A 24,827-nucleotide genomic window follows, 5' to 3' on the forward strand; every position below is an offset into this window, starting at 1 on the left:
AGGGGCACGGCACCAGTAAAATATTGTATATATAAGAAGATTGTGGATGCCGTGCCCCTACGACAGATGTGGTTCAAATAGGTGAAAACTGCTGTAACCGAGCAGTATTACATCCCCACGCATTTCTGAGGCTAAAGATTAGCTGATTAGGGACTTCGAGAAAATAAATTATCCCATTTTCATAGTGGCAAATTATTTCTCCTCTACTTCCTCTGCCTTCTCTGCATACACAACGATGGAGTATTTTTTAGTTAGAAGTCCCTTAGCTTGTGATTATTGCTATGTCTTCAACAGTAGACAGCCATCAAGAAAGTTATTTAATTCTCGAACCTCTACCCCCAAATCATCAATCATTTGTCTGAAATATATAGCCCAAAGTTTTTCAGCCTCTTGAGTACAAGATTAATATATATAAATTCAGACAAAATAACTTGTGAGATAATAATACAAGAATTAGAGATAAAAGTGTGTCAATGTGTCATTGGGCATGGGGCATTGGGCATTGGTTATTTGTTCTTGCTAAGGTGTCAAATATGTTTATGTAAAGCACATAGCTTGGTGCAATTGCCGACTTACTTACAAACTAATTTAACTAGCTTGTCTCACAAAAAATCTCAAAACAAAATATGAAAATCTCTCTTCCATAGCCCTTATTTTTAAGCTAGTTCCTCATGGGAAAACCCACAAGCAACCATGAAAATCTGTCTTTCCCATGCCCAATGCCCCATGCCCTATGCCCATTTCCCAAGTATAAGTAAAGAGTCCATCATTTGGACTCTTAAAGTGTGTTTATGCCCTTCTACAGAGCAATGAGAATATCTTCGCATCTGGCTGACAAAGCAGGAGTCAATGATGAACAAAACCTTTGCGACTATTGACGGGAATGAGGCAGTTTCCCGGATTGCTTATAAATTAAATGAAGTAATCGCCATTTATCCTATCACCCCCTCTTCAACAATGGGTGAATGGGCTGATGCTTGGGCGGCGGAAAATCGTCCTAACCTTTGGGGTACGGTTCCCAGTGTGGTGCAAATGCAAAGTGAAGGTGGTGCTGCTGGTGCTGTACATGGGGCGTTACAAACGGGTTCCTTGAGTACGACTTTCACCGCTTCTCAAGGGTTATTGTTAATGATTCCCAATCTCTACAAAATCGCTGGGGAATTAACAAGTACGACAATTCACGTTGCTGCACGTTCTTTAGCTACCCATGCTTTATCTATCTTTGGCGATCATAGCGATGTAATGGCAGCTAGGGCAACAGGTTATGCGATGCTGTGTTCGGCTTCGGTGCAAGAAAATCTCGATTTTGCGCTGATTTCCTATGCTGCGACGCTAGAAACGCGAGTTCCGTTTATGCACTTTTTTGATGGGTTTCGTACCTCTCACGAAGTGCAGAAAGTAAAATTACTCTCCGATGATGATTTGCGATCGCTCATCAACGACGATCTCATTTTAGCTCACCGCAGCCGCGCCCTTACCCCAGACCGCCCAGTACTGCGAGGTACAGCCCAAAACCCCGATATTTTCTTCCAATCTCGTGAAGGCGCTAACCCTTATTACAGCGCTACCCCGGAAATTGTCCAACGCTTAATGGATAAATTTGGCGATCGCACTGGCAGGTATTATCAAATATATGAATATCATGGCGCACCCGATGCCGAGCGCGTCATTGTTATCATGGGTTCCGGTTGTGAAACAGTCCATGAAACTGTAGATTACCTCAACAACCAAGGGGAAAAAGTCGGCGTTGTCAAAGTCAGACTATATCGCCCCTTCGATGTGGAAAGATTTATCGCAGTCTTACCTAATAGTGTAAAAGCGATCGCAGTCCTCGACCGCACCAAAGAACCAGGAAGCGCCGGCGAACCCTTATATTTAGATGTAGTCACCGCTATTCATGAAGCATGGGAAACCAAAAACACCTCCTTGTCCCCCTTGTCTTCCTTGTCCCCCTTGTCCCCCAAAATCATCGGCGGGCGCTACGGTTTATCATCAAAAGAATTCACCCCCGCAATGGTGAAGGGAATTTTTGACAATCTCGCCTTACCTACACCAAAAAATCACTTTACTATCGGTATTAATGACGATGTTAGCCATACATCCCTAAACTTTGACCCCAACTTCTCTACGGAACCTGATACTGTTGTCCGGGCGATGTTTTACGGCTTAGGTTCTGATGGCACAGTCGGCGCTAACAAAAATTCCATTAAAATTATTGGTGAGGAAACAGACAATTACGCCCAAGGCTACTTTGTCTACGATTCCAAAAAATCTGGTTCGATGACAGTTTCTCACCTACGCTTCGGACTCCAGCCAATTCGCTCAACCTACCTCATCGATAAAGCTAACTTTATTGGTTGTCATCATTGGGGATTTTTAGAAAATATTGACATTCTCAAAGCGGCGATTCCCGGAGCGACGATTTTAGTTAATAGTCCCTACGATGCGGATGCTGTTTGGCAACATTTACCTGTGAAGGTACAGCAGCAAATTATCGACAAACACCTGAAATTATATGTAATTAATGCTAACCAAGTCGCCCGCAGTAGCGGCATGGGTGGTAGAATTAATACCATTATGCAGGTATGCTTCTTTGCCTTAGCGAATGTTTTACCCCAAGAAGAAGCGATCGCGAAAATTAAACAAGCAATTGAAAAAACCTACGGTAAAAAAGGCGCGGAAGTTGTGCGCATGAATTTGCAAGCCGTAGATAATACCCTCGCTAACCTACATAAAGTAGATATCCCCCAAACAATTTACCAGCCCCAATCCCCAACCGAAAATACACAGCTTGATAACGCCCCAGAATTTATCCGCGAAGTTCTGGGTAAAATCATGATTTGGGAAGGCGATGATTTACCTGTAAGTAGCCTACCCGCAGACGGTACATTCCCCACAGGTACAACTAAATGGGAAAAGCGCAACGTCGCTCAAGAAATTCCTGTATGGGATGAAAATCTTTGCGTACAATGTAGTAAATGCGTAATGGTATGTCCTCACAGCGCCATCCGCGCCAAAGCCTATCAGCCGAGTGAGTTAGTCAATGCACCACCCAGCTTTAAGTCAGTGGATGCGAAAGATAGGGACTTCGCCAATCAGAAATTTACCATCCAGGTAGCCCCAGAAGATTGTACAGGCTGCGCGATTTGCGTGAACGTCTGCCCAGCGAAAAATAAAACTGAGCCGTTGAAAAAAGCCATTAACATGGCGCAGCAACTACCATTAAGAGAACAAGAGCGGAAAAACTGGGATTTCTTCTTAAGTTTACCCAATCCCGACCGCAGAGAACTCAAACTCAACCAAATTCGCCAACAACAACTGCAAGAACCATTATTTGAATTTTCCGGTGCTTGTGCTGGTTGTGGAGAGACACCCTATTTAAAATTATTGACACAATTATTTGGCGATCGCTCAGTCATCGCCAATGCTACCGGCTGTTCTTCCATCTACGGCGGAAACTTACCCACAACCCCTTGGACAACCAACGCCCAAGGACGAGGCCCCGCATGGTCTAATAGTTTATTTGAAGATAACGCCGAATTTGGTTTTGGCTTCCGCCTTTCCTTAGATAAACAAGCCGAATTTGCTGCCGAATTGTTGCAACAATTAGGGCATGGGGAATTGGGAATATCTAGTGATTTAGTAGACTCGATTCTCAATGCTAAACAAAACACCGAAGCTGACATTTGGGAACAACGGGAACGAGTAGAAATCCTTAAGCAAAAGCTAGATGAATTGTTGCAAACAGAAAATCTTTCAATGCCCAATGCCCTGGTGGCTGAGCGAAGCCGAAGCCCAATGCCCAAATCCAAAATCCAAAATCTAAAATCGATTGCAGATTACTTAGTCAAAAAAAGCGTTTGGATTGTCGGCGGTGACGGCTGGGCGTATGATATTGACTTTGGCGGTATCGACCATGTTTTAGCCAGTGGTCGTAACGTCAATATCTTAGTCATGGATACAGAAGTATATTCAAACACAGGCGGACAATCATCCAAAGCCACCCCCAAAGCAGCCGTCGCCAAATTTGCCGCCAGTGGTAAGCCCGCGCCCAAAAAAGACCTGGGTTTAATCGCCATGACTTACGGAAATGTCTACGTAGCCAGTGTAGCTTTAGGCGCAAGAGACGAACATACCCTGAGAGCATTTTTAGAAGCCGAAGCTTTCAACGGCCCGTCCTTGATTATTGCTTACAGCCATTGCATCGCCCACGGCATCAACATGACCACAGGCATGAATCACCAAAAATCTTTGATAGAATCAGGAAGGTGGTTGCTGTATCGCTATAATCCTGAATTGCAGAAAGATGGTAAGAACCCCTTGCAATTGGATATGCGATCGCCTAAGCAATCAGTAGAGCAATCAATGTATCAAGAAAATCGCTTCAAAATGCTCACCAAGAGTAAGCCAGAAGTCGCCAAACAACTGCTAGAACAAGCCCAAGCTGAAGTTGATGCACGTTGGCAGATGTATCAATATCTAGCAAATCGGTAATGGGTAACATCATCAGATGGTGATGTTTGAAACAAGAATGCGATAGTAGGGGTATGGCACTGCCATTGGTGTCAACTTAGCTTCAAACGCTTACCCCACAAGCTTTTTACCCCACCCCTTAATCCCCTCCCCGTTTACGGGGAGGGGACGTTTTGGCTTTAGACAAAACTGGGGTGGGGTAACGCGGATCTTGATGGTAGACGATTAGAGGCAAAACCCTTTGAGTTGACAAGGTTTTGTCCTCATAGCCAACCCCTCGCTTACCCAATAAACCGCCGTCACCCTATAAGGGTGCGGCTAATTGAACAAAGTCCACCTACGTGGACTAAGAAAATTTAGCCCACCTACGTGGGCTTTGTAGCGTTAGCCCCAGGCTTACAGCCTGTGGGCGGTCTGTTGGGTAAGCCAGAGAACAGCTAGCAAAAAATAAGCTTTTCCCCATCTCTACATCTCTGCATCTGGTGCGTCTCTGCATGAGACAAATCATTATTTATATCTGCAAAGCTAAAAATATCTCTCAAAACTATCAGTAGTATATCGATCTACCCAAAAACAGAAATTCCACGCATAATAAAATAACGCCACGATACCATGCAAAAAACACCCCTAAACCGTACCAAATCCACCTATGCAAATTTGGACACCCAATCAATCACTGCAAAACGGACGCTTTATTGTGCAAAAAGTCCTTGGTGGCGGTGGTTACGGTATTACCTACAGCGCCATTGAACAACCCACAGGTAAATTATTTGTCATTAAAACCCTGAATCACATCCAACAATCAAAAGCAGACTTTGACTCACAACAGGTAAAATTTGTCAACGAAGCTCTACGTTTAGCCCAGTGTAGTCATCCCCATATTGTGAAAGTCAACGAAGTCATCAAAGAAGGTGAACTTTGGGGAATGGTAATGGAATATATTGATGGGCAAGATTTAGCTAAATATATAGATGAACGCGGACAATTATCAGAATCAGAAGCGCTACAGTATATTAACCAAATTGGAAAAGCTTTAGAATATGTCCACGCCAAAGGATTTTTACATCGAGATATCAAGCCCAATAATATTTTATTGCGACGCGATACACAAGAAGCCGTATTAATTGACTTTGGACTAACCCGTGAGTTTCAAGGCGGGAAAACTGGTAGCATGACTAATGCCAGAACTGAAGGTTATGCACCCATTGAACAGTATGAAAGACGGGGAACTTTTGGTGCTTACACAGATGTTTATGCTTTAGCAGGAACTTTGTATAGTTTGCTCACTGCGGAAGTTCCTTTACCAGCTAATTTTCGCAAAACTGGTATACCTTTGCACCCGCCACAGCAATTTAATTCGGGGATTAGCGATAGAGTTAATGAAGCGATTCTCAAGGGGATGGGGTTGTTAGTGGAAGAACGTCCTCAGACTGTGGGGGAATGGTTAGAATTAGTCAATCCCAAATTGGAAGTTGACAGCCTCAAGTCTGCTGTAAGGATGGACTATACAAGACTGCGTGACTTACTCGCAGCAGGTGAATTGCGTAAAGCGGATAATGAAACAGCGCGAGTTATGCTAGCTGTAGCGGGGAAAAAAAAGCAAGGCTGGCTTGGAGTTGAAGACATTGATAACTTTCCCTGCGAAGACCTGCGAACGATAGACCAGTTATGGGTAAAATACAGCAACGGGCGCTTTGGCTTTTCTGTGCAAAAGCGCATTTATCAAAGTCTGGGTGGAACCAGAGAATATAACGATAAAATTTGGTATGCCTTTTGCGACGCAGTAGGCTGGAGAAAAGACGGAGAATGGATGTACTACAAAGACCTGACTTTTGACCTCACAGCACCAGTAGCCCACCTCCCTGGTGGGATGTTTGATGGTTTTTTGGGGGTGGTGGGAGGGGTTGTGAGGGGTGGGGGGTTGGTTTTGGTGGTGTGTGGGTCTCTTCTCTCGCGTCGAGACTTGTAAATTTTAACATATAAAGCTTACAGAGAATTTTAAAGATTTATAAACCCATCATTTTCCACGAAGCATTGCGGGTTGTAGCTTGACCATACCTGGCACTGGGTATCCTCCCTATGGTTGCTAGAATTTTGTAGTACGCCACGCTATAGGGGCAGTAGGGGCACGGCATCCACAATCTTCTGGTATATACAATAATCTACTGGTGCCGTGCCCCTACGACATATTTCTCCACGCAGAGGAAGAAATTAACGATGAGAATTTATTATATGAAATGTGACTTTTGTGGCAACGAAGGAGTAAATATTCGTAAAGTATCCAGGACTTATGGCAAAGGTAAAGATTTACTAGTAATTGAAAATATTCCTGTTATCAGTTGTCCTGAATGTGGCGAGAGTTACCTCACAGCAGCAACCTTGCATGAAATTGAAAGGATTAAAAATGATAGAAAAAGTTTGGCGGTTGCACGTTTTGTAGAAGTGGCTAATTTTGGTGAAGACAATCCACCTTTAGCTGTGTAAAATTTATACTGTGTTTTTGGTGATTGTGTCTGACTCAAAAGCGATCGCACTTACAAAAAATAAATTACCCATATTCCGTAGTGCGAGCAGCGTTCGACTGAGCGCTCACGCCGAAGTCTTGCTCGCTTTTTAACACCAGCGAGCGAGACGTTTGTCCTTCGGACACGCTACGCGAACGCACTACAAATTTATTGGGTATTTAAAAAATTGGATGTCCCAAATACGGTATTGACGCCGATCAAAACGACTTTGACGCCGATCAAAACGATGTTGAAGAAATTAAAAATTCAAGGTGCGTTGCGCTGCGCGACAACACACCCTACATCAATAGATATTTAGAATTTTGTGTTGGGTTTCGTTGCTCAAACCAACCTACAATATACTTGTATAAATATTCAACAATATAATGTAAATGCCTGCTAAAGTTACCCTGACCATTACTAAAGGCAAACTTCCCGGTAGACAATATACTTTTGATTCCCGCACTATTTGTATTATCGGTAGAAGCGATGAATGTAATATTAAATTACCAGATGATGCAGAACATCGGACAATCTCCCGCTTTCATTGTCTGTTAGATATTAACCCGCCAGCCATTAGAATTAGAGATTTCGGCAGTAAAAACGGTACTTACGTTAACAGTGAAAAAATCGGTCAGCGTCAACCCAATCAAACGCCAGAAGAAGCGGCAAAATTAAAGTTTCCCGAATATGATTTACGCTCAGGCGATGATATTAAACTTGGTAATACTATTTTTACACTTAAGATTGATAATCCTGAAGAAATTATTATTCCTAACTTTATTCCGCAAACAGTTAACGCGAATCAAGATTTAACCCAACCACCAAATTTTTTAGAAATCATTAAACGCTGGCTAGGTTTGGCGGCGAATGGTAATAGTAATTTGCAAATGATTCGCGGTTATAATCTCATCAAAATATTAGGAAGGGGTGGTTTTGGTGAGGTTTATTTAGCACAGCATCAGGCTTCAGGTAAATTTATCGCTTTAAAAGTCATGTTACCTGCGATCGCAGCTGATGAAAATGCTGTCCAAAGATTTTTGCGCGAAACCGAGAATACAAAAGCCTTACAGCATCCCAATGTGGTGCAAGTCATCGATTATGGCTTTTTTGAAGGTATATTCTTTTTTACAATGGAATATTGCGCAGGCGGTACTGTATGGGATTTAATGCAGCAACAAGGTGGAAAATTAGCTGTTGATGTTGCTATCCCAATTATTCTACAAGTTCTCAAGGGGTTGGAATATAGCCACAATGCAGAGATTCCCTATGTAAAATTAAGCGATGGTGGCTTTGGTAAGGGTAGGGGTTTAGTTCACCGCGATTTGAAACCGGGTAATATCTTTCTCACCTACAATGAGGGGAAAGTGACAGCAAAAATCGGTGATTACGGTTTAGCGAAAGCCTTTGATTTAGCAGGTTTGAGCGGGCAAACTATGTCAGGAACTAAAGCCGGAACTCCTGTATTTATGCCGAGACAGCAATTGCTAAATTTTAAATATGCGCAACCAGATGTGGATATTTGGGCAACTGCGGCTTGTCTTTATAATATGCTGACGGGGGATTATCCGCGTAATTTTACAGGTAACGATCCGTTTTTAGCTGTGTTGCAAAATGATCCTGTACCCATTCGTCAACGTGACGCAAGTATTCCGCCTCAGTTAGCGGAGGTGATTGATTTGGGGTTGGTAGAGAAGCCGGAGATTTATTTTAAAAGTGCAGCAGATTTGCAACAGGCGTTATTAGCTGCTTATTGATTTGGCATTGCATCAATGGGGGATGATTTATCTCACGCAGAGGCGCAGAGAGAATCAGGGGTTGAAGCAATCCTAAATGATTCACAAATGCATATCTCCCTTGTCTCCCTTGTCTATTTTGTGCGCTGATTGAATTTGCGATCGCAGTAGCATAAAATTTAGGGTGTGTTATTGCTGAGGGTACAGCACCGTTAATAGCTGATGCTGCCTTGCGCAAAAGCGATCGCTTTACATTGAGCGTAAAATTCTTGTGGTGCTTCTGGAAAATATTTTAATAAAGCTGGACACAACCATCCTTCCATGTCCAAAGTTGCACTATAGTACCAGTTACCGCCATATTCCTCCCGTCGCCAATCAAATTTCACTTGGTAACCGGGAAATGGGCGAGCAGAAAACAGTAAACTAAACCCAGCTTCTGCATTAGGGATATGAGCTACTAAGCGATCGATAATTTTATCTGCACCTGCTACAAAAGGTTCGCGTACTAAACCAACTTGATCGTCATCGAATACCCAAGTATCATCATATTTGTAGGGGCGGATAACCATAATTGAGTTCATATCGCTACTTGTAACCCTAAAATTAGACTATAGCGAAAATTTTCAAGAGAGCGATCGCTATTGTTTGTGCCTAAAGAATTGCTACTGATTTATGGGTAGCGGAACAACCCTTAAAATATTTTGGCTTAGAAGTAGGAACAAAGATGAGTGGTTTTTAGAAGTATCTTTGTAAGGGACTTACAAAAAATAAATTACCCATATTCCCTAGTGCGAGCATCTTGCTCGCTTTTAAACATCAGCGAGCGAGACGCTCGCACTACAAATTTATTGGGTATTTAAAAAATTGGATGTCCCTAATCATCTCATACCAATTTGAAAATTGTAGGGGCATAGCAATGCCCATACGTGTCAACTTAAGCTAAAAGCTATATAGGGCAGGCGTTGTGCAAAACCAACTCGCCCTCATCCCCTAACCCCTTCTCCCAAGGGAGAAGGGGAATTTAATAAAAGGCTCCCCTCTCCCAGAGGGAGAGGGGCTGGGGGTGAGGGCATAACCTTTTCATCAAGCGGGTTTCACGTTAAGTTGACACCAATGGGCAATGCCATGCCCTGTAGAATATATTGATATGCCGCCAACAATATTTAAATTATGGGCATTAATTTCGTCCTCAGGACTTCAGCCCTCACTACAAACTTATTTTTTTAATATCACCGTAAGCACGATAAAATCCACCGCTAGCTGACTCGCGAATTTCTTGCACGAGATAACGCTGTCCTTCTTGACGAATATCTTTAGGAAACTGTACTTTCCAATTGGGGTTATATCCTGGGGAAACAACCCGCACCCGCAGTTTACTTCCCTCCCGATAACATTCCACAATTACACCTTGGCTTGTATCTGTTGTGGTTTCCACCACAGATGACGGTGCTGCACCTTCTGTAGTTGGTGCTTTAATAATCGCAGCTTGGGGAATTGTCCCTCCTTGTGCGGCTTGAATCGCTGCTTGACTCGTATCGATACAAGCTAAAGCACCATCGGTAGTCACTATATATATACGATTATCAAAAAACTGCATCGATAAAGCAGAACCGCAATCAGTCGCTAGTTTCCACAAACGTTCCCCTGATTGGTTAAAGCAGTAAATCGAAGAACTGCTATCACCCGCGAATACATACTTCCCATCCTGCGCGGTAGCACAAGAGTAAACAGACGCATCGCATTTATAAACTGCGCCAGCTTCACCTTTTTTACTAAAGCTGTAAATTTTCTGGTCGCTTGCACCTGCATAAACGGTTGATACTTCTTGCCAACCAAATAATATGCTACCGCCGGTTTTTTGCTGCCAAAGCATTCGCCCTTCTTGAGTATCATACATAGTCACGCCTTGACTATGACCGTGATAAACACCAACTTCGTCACAGCGTACCATCCAACCAGATTGGCCTTGACTTAAACGAGTCCATTGTGACTCATCATCATGATCGATAATGGTGACACCACCGTTAGCATCGGAAACGCCTAACAAGCCGTTTTTGATATCTAGCCAGAAAATATCGACATTTTCGTCAATTTCGTAGGCGACTCGCGGTAATTTACCTGTAAGGTCGTAAACATTGCCGTTATCGCAGCCAGCGTAAATCCAGATATCATCAGCGACTAAACACTTTACACCATCGGGTAGCTTGAACTGATTGATTACTTTACCTTGGTGATTGAGTGCAAAGACTTGACCTGCTTGATTACCTAACCAACAGCGATCGCTATCTATAAAAATACCAAAAGCTGCGGAATTGGAGTTAAATTTCCAAAGAATTGGTGCTTGTTTGGCTGTAGACGCGGTACTAGTAACAGCGCGACGGGTAACGGAACGCTTTTGGCGTACACCCATCACAGCATGTTCGTAACCCTTAGCTAATTTCTCTTTGATTTTCTTGTTCGCGTCAGCTTTTGCTTTATCTGGGGTAGGATAAGTTTTCGTTTGCGTTTGTCCTTTGTCGCCTATACGACCATAGCGAATGCTAACTTGCGTATCTTTAACTATCACTTCATAAAATTTGTGAGCGCCGCCATCAGCCTCAGAAAGCTCTAGATAAGTCTTTTCTTCAGTCATTATTTTTCTCTTCAAAACGAATTTAAATATTCAGACTATCAAGATATTTTGATTTAAAAATACAAAATTATAACAGAGATTTGTATCCTATTCTTCTGAAGAATATTTAATATAGCAGTCCTAAATGAGTTACAAACATTTCTCCTCCTTGTCCTCTTTGTCCCCCCGAAGTTTGCTCAACGGGGGGAACCCCCGCACGCAACTTCTCTCCTTGTCACCCTTGCCCCTTTTGTTTGGATATCAAATAGGATTGCTATAGGTGTATATCTTGATGATCCTTAGTTAGTTCTAACTATTACCAGGACAATGTGTCGAGTAGTTTTTGCAAAGTATAACGGCTGGTTAGTAATCGACCACGGGGCGATCGCATAGCTTCAGATGGGAACCAAGCCAGTCATCCAGGAAGCCATTGCATATTTATGTTTAGAAAACAAGAGATTTATGAGGAGACTAATTTACTTAATTTGAATAGAAATAAATTAAATTTCATACCATTTATTCATCAAATAAATACGTCTTTATAATATCTTTATAAATACATTTAAAGTCTTTTTAAGCTCTTATTAATTTCTTTGCTAAACAGATAAGTATAATACCCACTAAATCCAATAATGGGTAATAGAAAATGGTAGAAAAACTTGACCAATATCAAGCCAATATTCCGGCTGCTGTATCTGCACAAGAGTTATCACTGATTGATAATTTAATTGTCGGAACTCCCGTAGATGACATCCTCTCTACCACTGCTTTAAACGATCTTGTAATTGCCCTAGCCGGAAACGATCGCATTATTGGTAGCACCGGCAATGATATCCTTTTGGGAGATACTGGCACGGATACAGTTGACTATAGTCAGTTGGGTCAAGTCGTAACCTTAGAAGCTGCTGGTTTTGTCAAAAAAGGCAAAGCTGGGACAGATAGACTTTTTGGAATAGAAACTATTATTGGGGCGAAAGGAAAAGCCAATATTATTGATGGTTCCACCAGTACCAGCACAACCACATCATTAGATGTCAATTTGTCAACTAACAGTCTGGTTGTGAACGGAGTTCCGGGGATTGGGACTTTGAAGTTTAAAGTTCAGAATTTTGCTAATGTCACTGGTACTTCACAAGCCGACCAAATTATCGGTAGTCAAGGCAATAACTTGCTGACTGGAAAAGAGGGCAACGACCAAATCTTTGGACTTAACGGCAATGATACCATCAACGGCGATGGTGGTAATGATGTGATTGGTGGCGGTAGCAAAAGTACCATCGTTGGTTCTGCTAGTGACGGGAACGATAGCTTAAACGGTGGGAGTGGCAATGATACCTTAATTGGTGGCACTGGCAATGACATCCTAGATGGAAGTACTGATTTCGATACCGCTGACTATAGTAATTTGGGTAATGCGATCGCCTTACAAGCTGTCGGTGTTGTCAATAAAGGCGCATCTGGTATCGATCAGATCCTGAACATAGAATCAATCATTGGGGCGACAGGAAAAGCCAATACTATTGATGGTTCTACTGGTACGAGTACAACCACATCATTAGATGTTAATTTGTCAGCCAACAGTCTAGTAGTCAATGGAATTCCCGGACTAGGTGCAGTCAAATTCCAAGTTCAAAACTTTGTCAATGTCACTGGGACTTCACAAGCTGACCAGATTCTCGGCGATGGTGGCAGTAACTTACTCATCGGCAAAGATGGCAACGACCAAATCTTTGGACTAAATGGTGATGATACCATCAACGGCGACGGTGGTAATGATGTAATTGCTGGCGGTAGCAAAAGTGGTATCAACTTATTTGCTCGCAGTGACGGGAACGATAGCCTAAACGGTGGCACTGGCAATGATACCTTAATTGGTGACACTGGCAATGACATCTTAGATGGGGGTACTGATTTCGATATCGCTGACTACAGTAATTCGCGTAATGCTATCACCCTAGAAGCTGTAGGTGTTGTGAATAAAAACGGAGCTGGTATCGATCAGATCCGGAACATAGAATCAATCATTGGGACGACAAATCAAGCTAATGCTATTGATGGTTCTACTGGTACGAGTACAACCACATCATTAGATGTTAATTTGTCAGCCAACCGTCTCGTAGTCAATGGAATTCCCGGAGTAGGCGCAGTTAAATTCCAAGTACAGAACTTTGTCAATGTCACTGGTACTAACCAAAATGACACCATTGTTGGTAACAGCAAAGCTAACGTGCTTACAGGTAACAAGGGAAATGACACAATTTCTGGTCTTGGTGGTCAAGATACCTTAATCGGTGTTGCTCCTGGAAGTGTTAACCCAGGTATTAAGGAGATAGATATCCTCACCGGCGGTGCTGATGCTGATAAGTTTGTCATTGGCGATGCAAAAAATTCTTACTATGTAGGAGGTGGCGGATTTTTTGGTCTTAATGACTTCGCCTTCGCTCAAGATTTCCAGACTGGTCAGGATAAAATCCAATTGAAAAAACTGGAAAACTATATCTTTGGACGAAACTACATAGCTATCCGTCCCCTATTCGACTCAGCTACTGGAGAGATAGCCATTGGTAGCGACTTTAAAGATTCTCAGGTGACAGCAACTGTAGATCAGATCGTCAAAAACAATGGTGTCTACGATGCTTCCAAAACCAATATTGCTCAAGACAGTCTCAGCTCGTCTCTAATTTTCCCTGGTTTTGATATAGTCGCGATCGTGGGTAATAGCTATAGCGTTAATGATATTCAGTTTGTTTAAGTAGTTGGGTGCAAGGAAAATACTGGATAGGGTAGTCATTTGTCATTGGGTATTGATGGGGAAGAAAACTCCCCATACTCAGACTTCTCTCCCTGTCCCCTTCCAATCCTCAATCCCCTACTAGCCCCTACCCCCTGAACACTCAAATAGATGTAACCCTAGCCTCTGGGAAAGTTCTTCACATACCTTAACCCCCCGGACGCTGTTACCTCTTCTATCTAATGGGGGTGAAAATACAGCAATTCCCATTTTTTGAGGAACAACTGCCATAATTCCGCCGCAAACTCCGCTTTTTGCGGGAATGCCAACCTTATAAGCCCATTCTCCCGCAAAATTATACATACCGCAGGTGTACATCACACTCAGAATATCTTTAATATAAGTTTTCTTAACTGCTTGTTCCTGAGTAATGGGGTTAATACCTTTATTCGCCAAAGTCGCCGCCATTACAGCTAAATCGCGACAATTTACCATCACCGCACATTGCTGGAAGTAAAGATCCAAGGATTCTTCTATATTTTGGTCAATCATGCCAAAATTCAGCATGAGATGAGCCATAGCGCGGTTACGATGTCCGGTGCTGCGTTCTGAGGTGAACACAGAAATATCTACGAACACATCATGACCGATATAGCGTTTAAACATATCTAACATCCGGTTGAGGCGTTCGGTGGCACCAGCACCTTTAATTAAACTAGTAGTCGCGATCGCCCCAGCATTTACCATTGGATTTAATGGCCGATTTGACTGTTCATCTAGGATAATGGCATTGAATGCATCTCCTGTTGGTTCCACCCCAACCCTAGTCAACACATAATCTCTTCCATGATCCTCAAGGGCCAGTCCGTATGCAAACACTTTGGAAATCGACTGAATTGTAAATAAGTGTTCTAAATCGCCAATTTCGTAAATCTGACCATCTACAGTCACAATACAGATGCTAAACAAGTCGGGATTTACCTTTGCTAATTCGGGAATGTAGTTTGCTACTGCACCTTCCTTGAGTGACTGGTACTGGGAATGCAAGTCCTTGATAACTTCTAATAACGGTAACAGGACTGTTTCTAAATCTCCTTGAGTTGCCATGAAACCTACAGTTGGTTCTAAAAAATCATACTCAATCAACTATAGGGCTTATGTGTAAATTGTTGACGGTTGACGGTTGACGGTTGACAGTTGACAGTTGACCAATAAGTTTTGTGTTATTTCCGTTGATACAGCCGCTTAATTGGTAGCAAATGACACATCAGCTTTTTTTAGTTGCAATTACTTAAAGTACAAATACTTAAAGTAGCTTATTTTACTAATGTCTAAAAATATCCATATTGCTACTAAATGAATATTTGTAACAAAAGCAACTATTAGAATATCTAATGAGAGACAGCTATTTTTTGAATGAAAAGCTGTAACTCTTGTTACAGAATGCTTAAAAGGCTATGTAAAGATTTAATAAAATACTAATATTAAGTAATTATTCCCAATAAGTAAACTTTAAAGTTATTTTTTCTTTAAAGTTTATTTAGTTGATTATAGGAGCACAGAAAAATACATACAGAATCAATATTTGGGTAAAATTTGCAGTCCAAAAATTCAATTTGAGACGCCAAAAATGTTAATTTTCCATAAAAAAAGTATGACTTATCAAAAAAAACGTTACATAGTTGAAATCCGCACTTGAGAAAGGTTTGAGCCTTGAAAACGACACAAAAATTTGCTAAAGTTACCAAGACTTACGCTAATTCCCTGATCCCCAGGCTCAAAAGTTCGTGTTAGTCTGTTGCAGTTATGAACAAAAAAGTGAAAGCGGAACGAGTTCGAGTTGTAGGGTTACTCACATTCAGTGGTGCAAAATCCGACGAACCGTAAAACTTCTGTTCTAGAGTCGCTTTAAAAATCGGACGCATGAATCAAAGACATTTGTGGACTATTGTCGCCCTGTTTCTGACTGTTTTTGGGATGCCCTCAGTCGGTCGCACGCAAACTACCAAGGGAAATGCGCTAGCTTCCCCACAATCGGCAGCAGGTGATGTTGTCAAGGTAGGAGAGTATCAATCCCTCGCAGGGAAACAGACTGCTGATGCTGCGATCGCAGAAATTCACGCTCACAGCATTACAGGTCGCCAGGCGGCAACCCTTTTCATCCGAAATATACCTGTTATTACCTTTTTGAGTTCGTTACCTTCAGCTAGTGCTGATAGTAAAGTCGGCGTTATGGGAAATTCTGGGGGCGTGCAAATGTACGCCCCTATTGCTAGCAACGCCACCAAGGTAGCCAGCATGGGCAATATTTCGGATGTAGGTAACCAAATCACTGCGACATCAGATGACCCGGTACAACGAGCTGGTGTAATAGCAGCAAAAATTAACCAGATGTATCGGGAAAACTTAGACGCTAGCCAGATTAGCGTGAGTTGGACAGGAAGCAGCGAAGCAAAACTTGCCGATCAACCCCAAAATAAAGCTGCTAACACCCAACAAAAAGGCGATCGCTATACCATCAATGTCAATGGTCAAGAATTGGTGGAACTCAATGATAATACTCGCCTAGCCGATTCTACAAACAACCTCGCTCAAGATGCATTGCAAGCAGCTAACCGGATGCGCAGACTCATCGGTAATGCTTCCCCCATCAGCGAGATTAACAATTTACCCAATTCCCCCTTATCAATAGCGAAGCAGCCACAACAAATTGCCCAAGCCGCCATTCGTGTTGGAAGAATCACCCTGCGTGGCATAGCTTCCTGGTATGGATATGATGGTTCTGGTAGCCGCACTGCCAGTGGTAAGAGATTTAATCCCGAAGGAATGACAGCTGCTCACCGTAGCCTACCCTTTGGTACCAGAGTTCGCGTAACTAACACCCGCAATGGTCGTTCTGTCGTGGTGTCTATTACCGACCGGGGCCCGTACATTCGGGGTCGAGTTATTGATGTTTCCGCAGGCGCGGCGAGAGTTTTAGGGATGATGGGTAGTGGCATTGCACCAGTGAAGATTGAGGTTTTGGGAAGATAACAACCAGCTTCATGAGTGGTAACTCAAGGGTGAAGTATGAAATTACGTTATACTTCATCCCTTGCCCGTCACAATTATTCAACCCAATTGCCTCACCGCCTTTCACTACCTACACTCGAGTTTTGATCAAATCTCACGGAAATTCCCCTAGTTAAACATCTTTGCCCCCTATTTCAGATATAAACTAACGGGGGAGAGACAAGAAAAACTAGGGGTATTTTGTGCGCCTGCTGACAACAGTTGCGGCTTTAAGCTGCTATTTAACTCAACGCCGCTCAGAAAAAAATTGTGCGGTTTTAGATGATGTAGTGCTAGATGAAATGACTAGTTGGGAGCGGACTGCTGTTGGTTTAGTACCGACAATGGGAGGTTTACACACTGGTCATTTAAGCTTGATTCAACGAGCTAGGCAAGAAAATTCTACAGTAATTGTCAGCATATTCGTTAATCCACTGCAATTTTCCCCAAATGAGGATTTTAATCGCTATCCCCGGACTTTAGAGCTAGATATGCAACTGTGCGAACAAGCTGGGGTAGACGTAATTTTTGCGCCCACTCCGGAAGCAATGGGTGTTCCACAGAAGAGTATACAAGAAGCTAAGGTTACACAAGTAATCCCTCCATCTGCTATGATAACAGGCTTGTGTGGTGGGTTTCGGCAAGGGCACTTCCAAGGTGTGGCCACGATTGTGACCAAGCTTTTCAACTTGGTGCAGCCTGACCGAGCCTACTTTGGGCAAAAGGATGGTCAGCAACTAGCGATTATTAAACGCTTAGTGGCAGATCTGAATTTTCCCATAGAGATTGTTGCTTGTCCAACGGTGCGAGAAGCCTCTGGTTTGGCCTTAAGTTCTCGCAATCAATATTTGACTGCAACTCAAAAACAGCAAGCTGCGGTGTTATATCGCGGCTTACAAAAGGCTGAGGCTATTTTCAAGTCAGGGGTGCGCGATCGCAGTCAGCTGATCGCCGCAGTACAGCAAGAAGTAGCAATGGTCAGTAATGTCTTAGTGGAATATATTGAATTGGTTGAGCCAACTACATTGATGTCTTTAGTAAAAGTTCAGGAGGAAGGAATGCTCGCGATCGCAGCTCGGATGGGTTCTACAAGGTTGATTGACAACATTTTGTTGTGCGATCGCCTGCCGATTATCGCCATAGATGGCCCTGCTGGTGCCGGAAAATCTACAGTTGCTCGGCAAGTTGCTAATAAATTAGGTCTGGTGTATTTAGACACTGGCTCAATGTATCGTGCTGTTACATGGCTTGTACTGCAAAATGATATTCCCCTAGACGATGAATGCGCGATCGCGGAATTAGTTAGTGCTTGCGAAATTAAATTAACTCCCAGCCAAAATTTACAATCCCCCGTTCAGGTTTGGATTAACGGTAGCGATGTCACCCAAGAAATTCGCACCATTGAAGTCACATCTAAAGTTTCGGCGATCGCAGCTCAAGGTGCTGTACGCAAAGCCTTAGTTAAACAACAGCAAAGCTGGGGTAAAAGAGGTGGTTTAGTCGCTGAAGGTAGAGACATTGGTACCCATGTCTTCCCCGACGCAGAAGTTAAAATCTTCTTAACCGCTTCTGTCAGCGAACGCGCCCGTCGCAGACAGCAAGACTTTAAAAAACAAAATCAGCCGGAAGTCAGTCTAGAGCAATTGGAGCGAGATATTGCTGAACGTGACTGGAAAGATAGCACGCGCAAAGTTTCACCCTTACAAAAAGCCGCAGATGCGATGGAAATTCAAACCGATGGCCTCAGCATCTCTGAAGTCACAGATAAAATCGTTAGCTACTGTCAACAACTGTTCTCTCAAACCTCATCCCTGTAATTTTCTGTTAATTGCTGAGGTGGATGTACAGAGGTGAGTGATTTAGCACCCACTCACCACTCTGAAAATTTGCGCTTTCAGTAGAGCGGCGCAATTAAAGATAGCTGGTAAAGGTTGTCATTTGTCATTGGTCATTTGTCATTTGTCATTGGTAAGGGTTTCCAACCTATTTGCGTTGATTAACATATTTAGGTACAGTTAACAACTTATTGTTAATTATTTTAAATAAAGCTTTGTGTATTTGAATATTAAATAATTTGGCAATTCATACATCTAACTAAAGACTGATTTTGAAATTACTGCCTATTTCTTACTTGAGTTAGAAGTTTTTCGACTAGAAAAATTAGCTAAATGTAGTATTAATGCCCACCAAAACTCAGATATGGTGGGCATTGCTCATTACAGATAAGGAGATTTTGGCAGAAGTCACATCGGATTCTCATAGATAAATTATTATCATTTCAGTCAATGAATCTTCATACAAAAAAATACCCGTATTTTCAGGCACACCCAGCAAATAGCTGTTTTAGCGAAAGTTTGTGGCTGCTCCCTACTTATGGAATCTGGGCTTTTTTTATCTACACCCAGCAAAATCGTCCATCAATCCCTGACTCATAAAAGGTTGGACAATTGTACAAAATTTAACCACGATGGTTTTTTATCATAACAAACTTTTTGCGAGCAATTTGGGAATTCCCCACAGCCCTACTGGGGATTTAACTAATTTGAGAAACCTGGTGTTTTAATTTTCACTTTGGTAGTAGAATGACGATGTTAAGTTTTATGTTCCAATATGAAGGGCATGAAACTAATCAAAACAAAACCTGCAATTTCCTAAGCTTCTAAATAGCTGTAAACTGGAAACCGGTACAGAGAGGATTTTACACAATGGCATTTCAACAGCCCCCCCTACCCTACGACTTTAATGCACTAGAGCCGTATGGCATGAAAGCTGAGACTTTCGAGTATCACTATGGCAAACACCACAAAGCTTATGTAGATAACCTCAATAAGCTTACCGACGGTACAGAACTTGCGGATAAATCCCTAGAAGAAGTAATCAAAGCCACTTTTAGAGATGCTTCTAAAGTAGGAGTTTTTAACAACGCAGCGCAAGTTTGGAACCACACCTTCTTTTGGAACTCACTTAAACCAGCAGGTGGCGGTCAACCTTCCGGCGCACTAGCCGATAAAATCGATAAAGATTTTGGTAGCTTCGAGAAATTTGCAGAAGAGTTCTCCAACGCTGCTACAACTCAGTTTGGTAGTGGATGGGCTTGGTTGATTGATGATGGTGGTACTTTGAAAGTAATCAAAACACCAAACGCAGAGAATCCCCTAGCTTATGGACAAAAAGCACTTCTCACCTTAGATGTTTGGGAACATGCCTACTACATCGACTACAGAAATGCTCGTCCTGCATTTATCAAAAACTTCCTTGAGCAATTAGTCAACTGGGACTTTGCTGCAGAAAATTTAGCTAAAGCTTAAGTTTAGAGCCAAGCTAAATTATCCCATATTTTTAGGTAAATATACCAAGCAGTAGGGGTTTCAGCATTGCTAAACCCCTACTGCTTTTATAGAAAGCGGCGGGAAACTCTATCCCCTTGTGGGTGCGTAGGGTGCGCGCCCCGCCGCTTGGGGCATTGGGCATTGGGCATTGGGCATTGGTATGTTCTTTCCCATACCCAATACCCTATGCCCAAAAACTCCATTCCCTTGTGGGTGGAGTTTTTCATTAATGAGGCTTTTTATCCCAATTTAGGGGTATGACAATGCCATGCCCTCTAGAATATATTGATGTGTCGCTAATGTAAGCACTAATAATTGTTGAGACTTCCAACTGACTGGAATAGAATTAATACAATATAAAAAGATGCACAAAGACTTTTGAAACTTAGCTCTTGAGGCCTGACAAATTGCTGGCTCAATTTGGATTCAAGGTCTCAAAACGTAGATTGTTTATATCAGCATTTGTACTTAGTTGAATCGTAAGCCTTATAGTATTATCAAGTCCCTAAAAGTACAGATTTAGGAGCGAAATAATATCTAGTGATGGGCAAAGTTCTGACTAAGTATAGAGGGATGATTATTTCCTAATTGGTAGTCAGCAGTTGATTGCTAACTACATAATTAAAATTACTAATCGCAGAAACTATAGGATTCATAGTTAATTTTGGAAATATCCGTAGTAGGATGGGCAATGCCTATCTAAAAACAGATATTTTGGGCATTGTCTACAGTAAAAATCTTACAAATAGGGATATTTTCAGAAATTAAATTGGATTCCTATAGAGCTAACAATCTCCAATTGCGTCTTGAGACATAGATTTTCAAAAAATAGAAAAACGCATTTGGTAGGTAGAGCAATGACACATATCGAAGGTACCTTCACGGGAGCAGGAGGGCTTAACCTTTATTACCAAAGTTGGCAGCCAGAAGGGGAATTACGGGCGATTGTCGCCATAGTCCACGGATTTGGGGCACATAGCGGCTTATTTGTGGATGCAGTGCAGCATTTACTCCCGCGAGGTTATGCTACCTACGCTTTTGACTTGCGGGGACATGGGCGATCGCCCGGACAACGAGGACATATTAATTCCTGGGCTGAGTTACGAGAAGATTTACATACATTTTTAACCAGAATTCAGGAACGAGGGCCGAGTTGTGCGTGTTTTTTGTGGGGTCATAGTTTAGGAGCTGCGATCGCAGTAGACTATGCTTTACGCTTTCCCCAAAGTTTGCAAGGGCTAGTCTTAACAGCACCAGCTTTGGGAAAAGTTAACCTCCCGGTGTTGAAAGTTGCATTAGGGCGGATGCTTTCCCAAGTCTGGCCTAACTTTAGCCTGAAAGTAAGCCTGGATAAAAACTCTAAGTTACACAGCGCCAATATGATTCATACTCAAGATCCATTACGCCATGAGTATGGCACTGCTAGACTGGCAGCAGAGTTTTTTGCTACGGAAAAATGGGTAGAAAGCCATGCTAACGACTTACAAGTTCCTTTGTTAATTATGTATAGCAGCGCCGATTCCATTACACCCCCAGAAGGTAGCGTGGCTTTTTTCCAAAAAGTCAGCTTACCAGATAAAGAATGCTATGAATATCCTGGAGACTATCACGACTTCCACCTAGAGGTTAATTACCAAAAAGTTCTAGGAGATTTGGTGAATTGGCTAGAAAAGCATTTACAAGCAGAAATAGACAATCCATCTGCCAGATGTATGATAAAAATACCTACTTTGCAGTCGGAAAATTTCACCAGGTAAAGTGTTTCTTTGCGAAAAAGATACAAAGGTTGTCGTTGATCCCCAGCATGTTCTACATTATTATTAGTACAGAAAAGTAGAGTTTAAGGCAATGGCTCTGTAATAGACTGATGTCTTAAAAACCTATATTTCTGTCTTTAATAAAATCAAATTGAAAAGGTAAATTGAGCAGTCTTCAGGCGGTAGGTATCAAAAGTCAGCATCTGAGACATTACCTCGTCTGGCATTTATTTGGCTGAAGTAGACAAAGATAATTGATTATTGAATCAGACTGATATCCTGTGAGGATGAACGCTGATAATTCAGAAAAAAGCGGAGCCTCAGCGACAGAGTAACGCTGGCATTTTTGAATTATGAGTTATTCACCAAACTTGAGATTAAAGCCTGTTGATTGATAAAAGTATAGTTATCAGAAAATAGCCAATAAAAATATCTGATAACTGATAACGAGGAGAAGAGTGATAAATTCTTCTGTAATCAAATGTTATCTACAAATAAGACTTATAGAGCGCCTCCTAATACTGGAGAGGTAATTTTAGGGCAAACTTTACTTTCCTTATTAGATGAAGCGTGCGATCGCTTTCCTAACCCCCGCGCTTTCAACCATTTTACAGATACAGGCTGGCAACCTTTATCTAATCACGAATTGCGCACAGCTGCGGCGGAATTGGCTTTAGGTTTGCTGGATTTGGAACTAGAAAAAGGCGATTGTATTGCTTTACTCATGCACAGCGATGTCGAATTTTGCATTGCTGATATGGGTTCTTTACTCGCAGGTTTGGTAAATGTGCCAATTGATTTAACCCAAACAATTGAACACATTATTTTCATTTTGCAGCACACAGAAGCAAAGGCGCTGATTATTTCTAATTTAGAATTATTGTCTCAAATTCTGCCTTACCTGGAAAATACAACTCATCTTAAAACAGTAATAGTTGCTGATGTGCCTGATGATTGGCATCAACAACATAAAATAGGGATGAAAGTATTTTCATTAGATGAAATTCTTTCTCAAGGAAGAGACAGAAACTCTGAAGTTAGGATAAAAGAACTCAAAGCCAAAATCATCGCTGATGACTTAGCAACTATTATTTATATTCCGGGAATTACAGGAGAACCGCAAGGGGTAATGCTTACCCATGAAAATCTCTCTGCAAATGCACTCGCAATGTTTACCGGAATTCCTGATTTAAAATTTGGTTCTCAGGAGGTAATTCTTTCTTTTTTACCATTAACTCATGTTTTAGCTCGTGTTTTTGTTTATGGTCATATTAACTATGGGCACAGTATTTACTTTAGTAATGCCAATAAGGTATTAAAACACCTGAAAGAAGTTAAGCCAACAATCTTTGCTACCGTTCCTTTGCTGTTAGAAAAGGTTTATGCAAAGTTGATAGAAGCAGGAGAGAAAAACCCAAAACAGAGTAAAAAAGTCAAAGAAAATTTACCACATCAGCGCGTTACCATCTTACCCTTTAGGTTTCCGACTGCAAGCGAGGCGAAAACAGCACTTTCTAACCTGCGAGAAGCTACCTTAAAATTATCTACGACGGGGAGAAACTTAAAAACGCATTTACTGTCTTCTCGTAATGCAATTTCTGCCAGACAACTTTATCTTCCCATATCCCAATCGATGATGAAATGGGCAGTAAAATTAGCTCAAAAATATGAATTGGGTAAAAAATTACAACATCACGATGCTTTGATGTTGAAAGTGGCAGATAGTTTTGTATTTTCCCAATGGCGTGCTGTTTTTGGTGGCAATATTAAATATCTACTTAGCGGAGGTGCAGCTTTAAAACCAGAGATTGTCAATTTATTTGCGGCTGCGGGAATTAAAATTTTACAGGGATATGGTTTAACAGAAACTAGTTCAGCAGTCAGTTGTAATCGCAGTCAATTTAATCGTGCTGGAACAGTAGGTGTACCTATTGCGGGTGTAGAAGTTGCGATTGCTGAAGACGGGGAAATTCTTACGAAAAGTCCCTATAATAGCCAAGGTTATTACAAAAATTCAACAGCAACTCAGCAATTAATTGATGCTCAAGGTTGGTTACATACAGGCGATTTAGGAGAATTTACCCCTGATGGTTTTCTTAAGATTACTGGTTTAAAGAAAAGCCGGTTTAAACTTTCTACAGGTAAGTATGTCACACCCCTACCGATAGAAAGCAAGCTAGAAAAATCTCCTTTAATAGCCCATGCTGTGACTGTAGGCGCTGATTGTAAGTTTTGTTCGATGCTGATTTTTCCAGATTTAGAAAATTTACATCAACAGGCTATAGCTAGTGGAATTGATGCATCAACTGAAGAGTTGCTGCAACATCCTTGTATTATCGCTTTATATCAAGCGTTGGTTGATGAAGCTAATTGTCATTTACCACATTGGTCGAATGTAAAACGATTCCATTTGATTAATTTTAACCTGACTGTTGAGAATGGTATGTTGACATTAACTCAGGAGGTAAATAGGGTCAAAATTTTAGAGGTGTTTGCTCAAGAAATTAATGCAATGTATGAAGAAAAGAGGGCAGCAAGGGCGGGAAATGTCACAATAGAACAAATAAATGATTTATGTCCAGCTAATCAGACTTTTTCTTGTCCTACGTTTGCGCAGTCTCTTAATTCGTAATGC

The 24,827-nt window shown here is 41.8% G+C and carries 14 protein-coding genes; 10 read left to right on the top strand and 4 right to left on the bottom strand.

Features of this window, described 5'->3' with window-relative positions:
- The first annotated feature begins 852 nt into the window (after nt 1-852).
- From nifJ to AACW45_RS23145, 4 genes are all read left to right on the top strand, one after another.
- Nucleotides 853-4,494: a pyruvate:ferredoxin (flavodoxin) oxidoreductase gene (gene nifJ, locus AACW45_RS23130; RefSeq protein ID WP_190635162.1), complete on the top strand. Its 3,642-nt coding sequence runs from the start codon at nt 853-855 to the stop codon at nt 4,492-4,494.
- A 628-nt stretch (nt 4,495-5,122) separates the two neighbouring features.
- Entirely contained in the window at nt 5,123-6,442 is a 1,320-nt protein-coding gene (locus AACW45_RS23135; RefSeq protein ID WP_190635164.1) for a serine/threonine-protein kinase, read from the top strand.
- Nucleotides 6,443-6,690: 248 nt separating this feature from the next.
- Nucleotides 6,691-6,957, top strand: a complete 267-nt coding sequence (locus AACW45_RS23140; protein ID WP_242046848.1) for a type II toxin-antitoxin system MqsA family antitoxin — start codon at nt 6,691-6,693, stop codon at nt 6,955-6,957.
- Between the two features lie 412 nt (nt 6,958-7,369).
- Nucleotides 7,370-8,734, top strand: coding sequence for a protein kinase domain-containing protein (locus tag AACW45_RS23145; protein WP_190635168.1), 1,365 nt, complete (start codon nt 7,370-7,372; stop codon nt 8,732-8,734).
- 191 nt (nt 8,735-8,925) lie between these two features.
- On the opposite strand, the gene AACW45_RS23150 is transcribed toward AACW45_RS23145, so the two are convergent.
- Entirely contained in the window at nt 8,926-9,282 is a 357-nt protein-coding gene (locus tag AACW45_RS23150) for a DUF6717 family protein (RefSeq protein WP_339385087.1), read from the bottom strand.
- Between the two features lie 638 nt (nt 9,283-9,920).
- Nucleotides 9,921-11,345: a WGR domain-containing protein gene (locus tag AACW45_RS23155; protein WP_190635172.1), complete on the bottom strand. Its 1,425-nt coding sequence runs from the start codon at nt 11,343-11,345 to the stop codon at nt 9,921-9,923.
- Nucleotides 11,346-11,970: 625 nt separating this feature from the next.
- On the opposite strand from AACW45_RS23155, the gene AACW45_RS23160 reads away from it, so the two are divergent.
- Entirely contained in the window at nt 11,971-14,076 is a 2,106-nt protein-coding gene (locus tag AACW45_RS23160) for a calcium-binding protein (protein WP_190635175.1), read from the top strand.
- A gap of 120 nt (nt 14,077-14,196) precedes the next feature.
- Here AACW45_RS23160 and glsA read toward each other — a convergent pair whose 3' ends face one another.
- Complete coding sequence (gene glsA, locus AACW45_RS23165; protein ID WP_190635177.1) at nt 14,197-15,162, bottom strand: glutaminase A; 966 nt, start codon at nt 15,160-15,162, stop codon at nt 14,197-14,199.
- Nucleotides 15,163-15,978: 816 nt separating this feature from the next.
- Between glsA and AACW45_RS23170 the strand changes: the two genes are divergently transcribed.
- The 3 genes from AACW45_RS23170 to AACW45_RS23180 all read left to right on the top strand — a co-directional run bounded on the left by AACW45_RS23170 (nt 15,979) and on the right by AACW45_RS23180 (nt 20,414).
- The gene (locus AACW45_RS23170) at nt 15,979-17,088 is read left to right on the top strand and encodes a septal ring lytic transglycosylase RlpA family protein (protein WP_190635180.1); all 1,110 of its coding nucleotides are present in this window, start codon (nt 15,979-15,981) and stop codon (nt 17,086-17,088) included.
- A gap of 221 nt (nt 17,089-17,309) precedes the next feature.
- Nucleotides 17,310-18,923, top strand: coding sequence for a bifunctional pantoate--beta-alanine ligase/(d)CMP kinase (locus tag AACW45_RS23175; RefSeq protein ID WP_190635182.1), 1,614 nt, complete (start codon nt 17,310-17,312; stop codon nt 18,921-18,923).
- 888 nt (nt 18,924-19,811) lie between these two features.
- Nucleotides 19,812-20,414: a superoxide dismutase gene (locus tag AACW45_RS23180; RefSeq protein WP_190635184.1), complete on the top strand. Its 603-nt coding sequence runs from the start codon at nt 19,812-19,814 to the stop codon at nt 20,412-20,414.
- Nucleotides 20,415-20,445: 31 nt separating this feature from the next.
- On the opposite strand, the gene AACW45_RS23185 is transcribed toward AACW45_RS23180, so the two are convergent.
- A complete protein-coding gene (locus AACW45_RS23185; RefSeq protein ID WP_277880427.1) occupies nt 20,446-20,577 on the bottom strand; it encodes a hypothetical protein in 132 nt (43 codons plus the stop codon).
- 715 nt (nt 20,578-21,292) lie between these two features.
- Here AACW45_RS23185 and AACW45_RS23190 point away from each other — a divergent pair.
- Nucleotides 21,293-22,192 carry an alpha/beta hydrolase gene (locus tag AACW45_RS23190; RefSeq protein ID WP_190635186.1) on the top strand — a complete coding sequence of 300 codons (900 nt, stop codon included), beginning with the start codon at nt 21,293-21,295 and terminating at the stop codon, nt 22,190-22,192.
- 481 nt (nt 22,193-22,673) lie between these two features.
- Nucleotides 22,674-24,824 carry an AMP-dependent synthetase/ligase gene (locus AACW45_RS23195; protein WP_190635189.1) on the top strand — a complete coding sequence of 717 codons (2,151 nt, stop codon included), beginning with the start codon at nt 22,674-22,676 and terminating at the stop codon, nt 24,822-24,824.
- Nucleotides 24,825-24,827 lie beyond the last annotated feature (3 nt).

This window comes from Calothrix sp. FACHB-168, from assembly GCF_963889195.1.
Lineage (GTDB): Bacteria > Cyanobacteriota > Cyanobacteriia > Cyanobacteriales > Nostocaceae > Aulosira > Aulosira anomala_A.

Coding starts and splice junctions, on each gene's coding strand:
- AACW45_RS23145 (WP_190635168.1), top strand. CDS start 7,370: ATGCCTGCTAAAGTTACCCTGACCATTACTAAAGGCAAACTTCCCGGT.
- AACW45_RS23180 (WP_190635184.1), top strand. CDS start 19,812: ATGGCATTTCAACAGCCCCCCCTACCCTACGACTTTAATGCACTAGAG.
- nifJ (WP_190635162.1), top strand. CDS start 853: ATGAACAAAACCTTTGCGACTATTGACGGGAATGAGGCAGTTTCCCGG.
- AACW45_RS23160 (WP_190635175.1), top strand. CDS start 11,971: ATGGTAGAAAAACTTGACCAATATCAAGCCAATATTCCGGCTGCTGTA.
- AACW45_RS23135 (WP_190635164.1), top strand. CDS start 5,123: ATGCAAATTTGGACACCCAATCAATCACTGCAAAACGGACGCTTTATT.
- AACW45_RS23190 (WP_190635186.1), top strand. CDS start 21,293: ATGACACATATCGAAGGTACCTTCACGGGAGCAGGAGGGCTTAACCTT.
- AACW45_RS23140 (WP_242046848.1), top strand. CDS start 6,691: ATGAGAATTTATTATATGAAATGTGACTTTTGTGGCAACGAAGGAGTA.
- AACW45_RS23185 (WP_277880427.1), bottom strand. CDS start 20,577: ATGCCCAATGCCCCAAGCGGCGGGGCGCGCACCCTACGCACCCACAAG.
- AACW45_RS23195 (WP_190635189.1), top strand. CDS start 22,674: ATGTTATCTACAAATAAGACTTATAGAGCGCCTCCTAATACTGGAGAG.
- glsA (WP_190635177.1), bottom strand. CDS start 15,162: ATGGCAACTCAAGGAGATTTAGAAACAGTCCTGTTACCGTTATTAGAA.
- AACW45_RS23170 (WP_190635180.1), top strand. CDS start 15,979: ATGAATCAAAGACATTTGTGGACTATTGTCGCCCTGTTTCTGACTGTT.
- AACW45_RS23155 (WP_190635172.1), bottom strand. CDS start 11,345: ATGACTGAAGAAAAGACTTATCTAGAGCTTTCTGAGGCTGATGGCGGC.
- AACW45_RS23150 (WP_339385087.1), bottom strand. CDS start 9,282: ATGGTTATCCGCCCCTACAAATATGATGATACTTGGGTATTCGATGAC.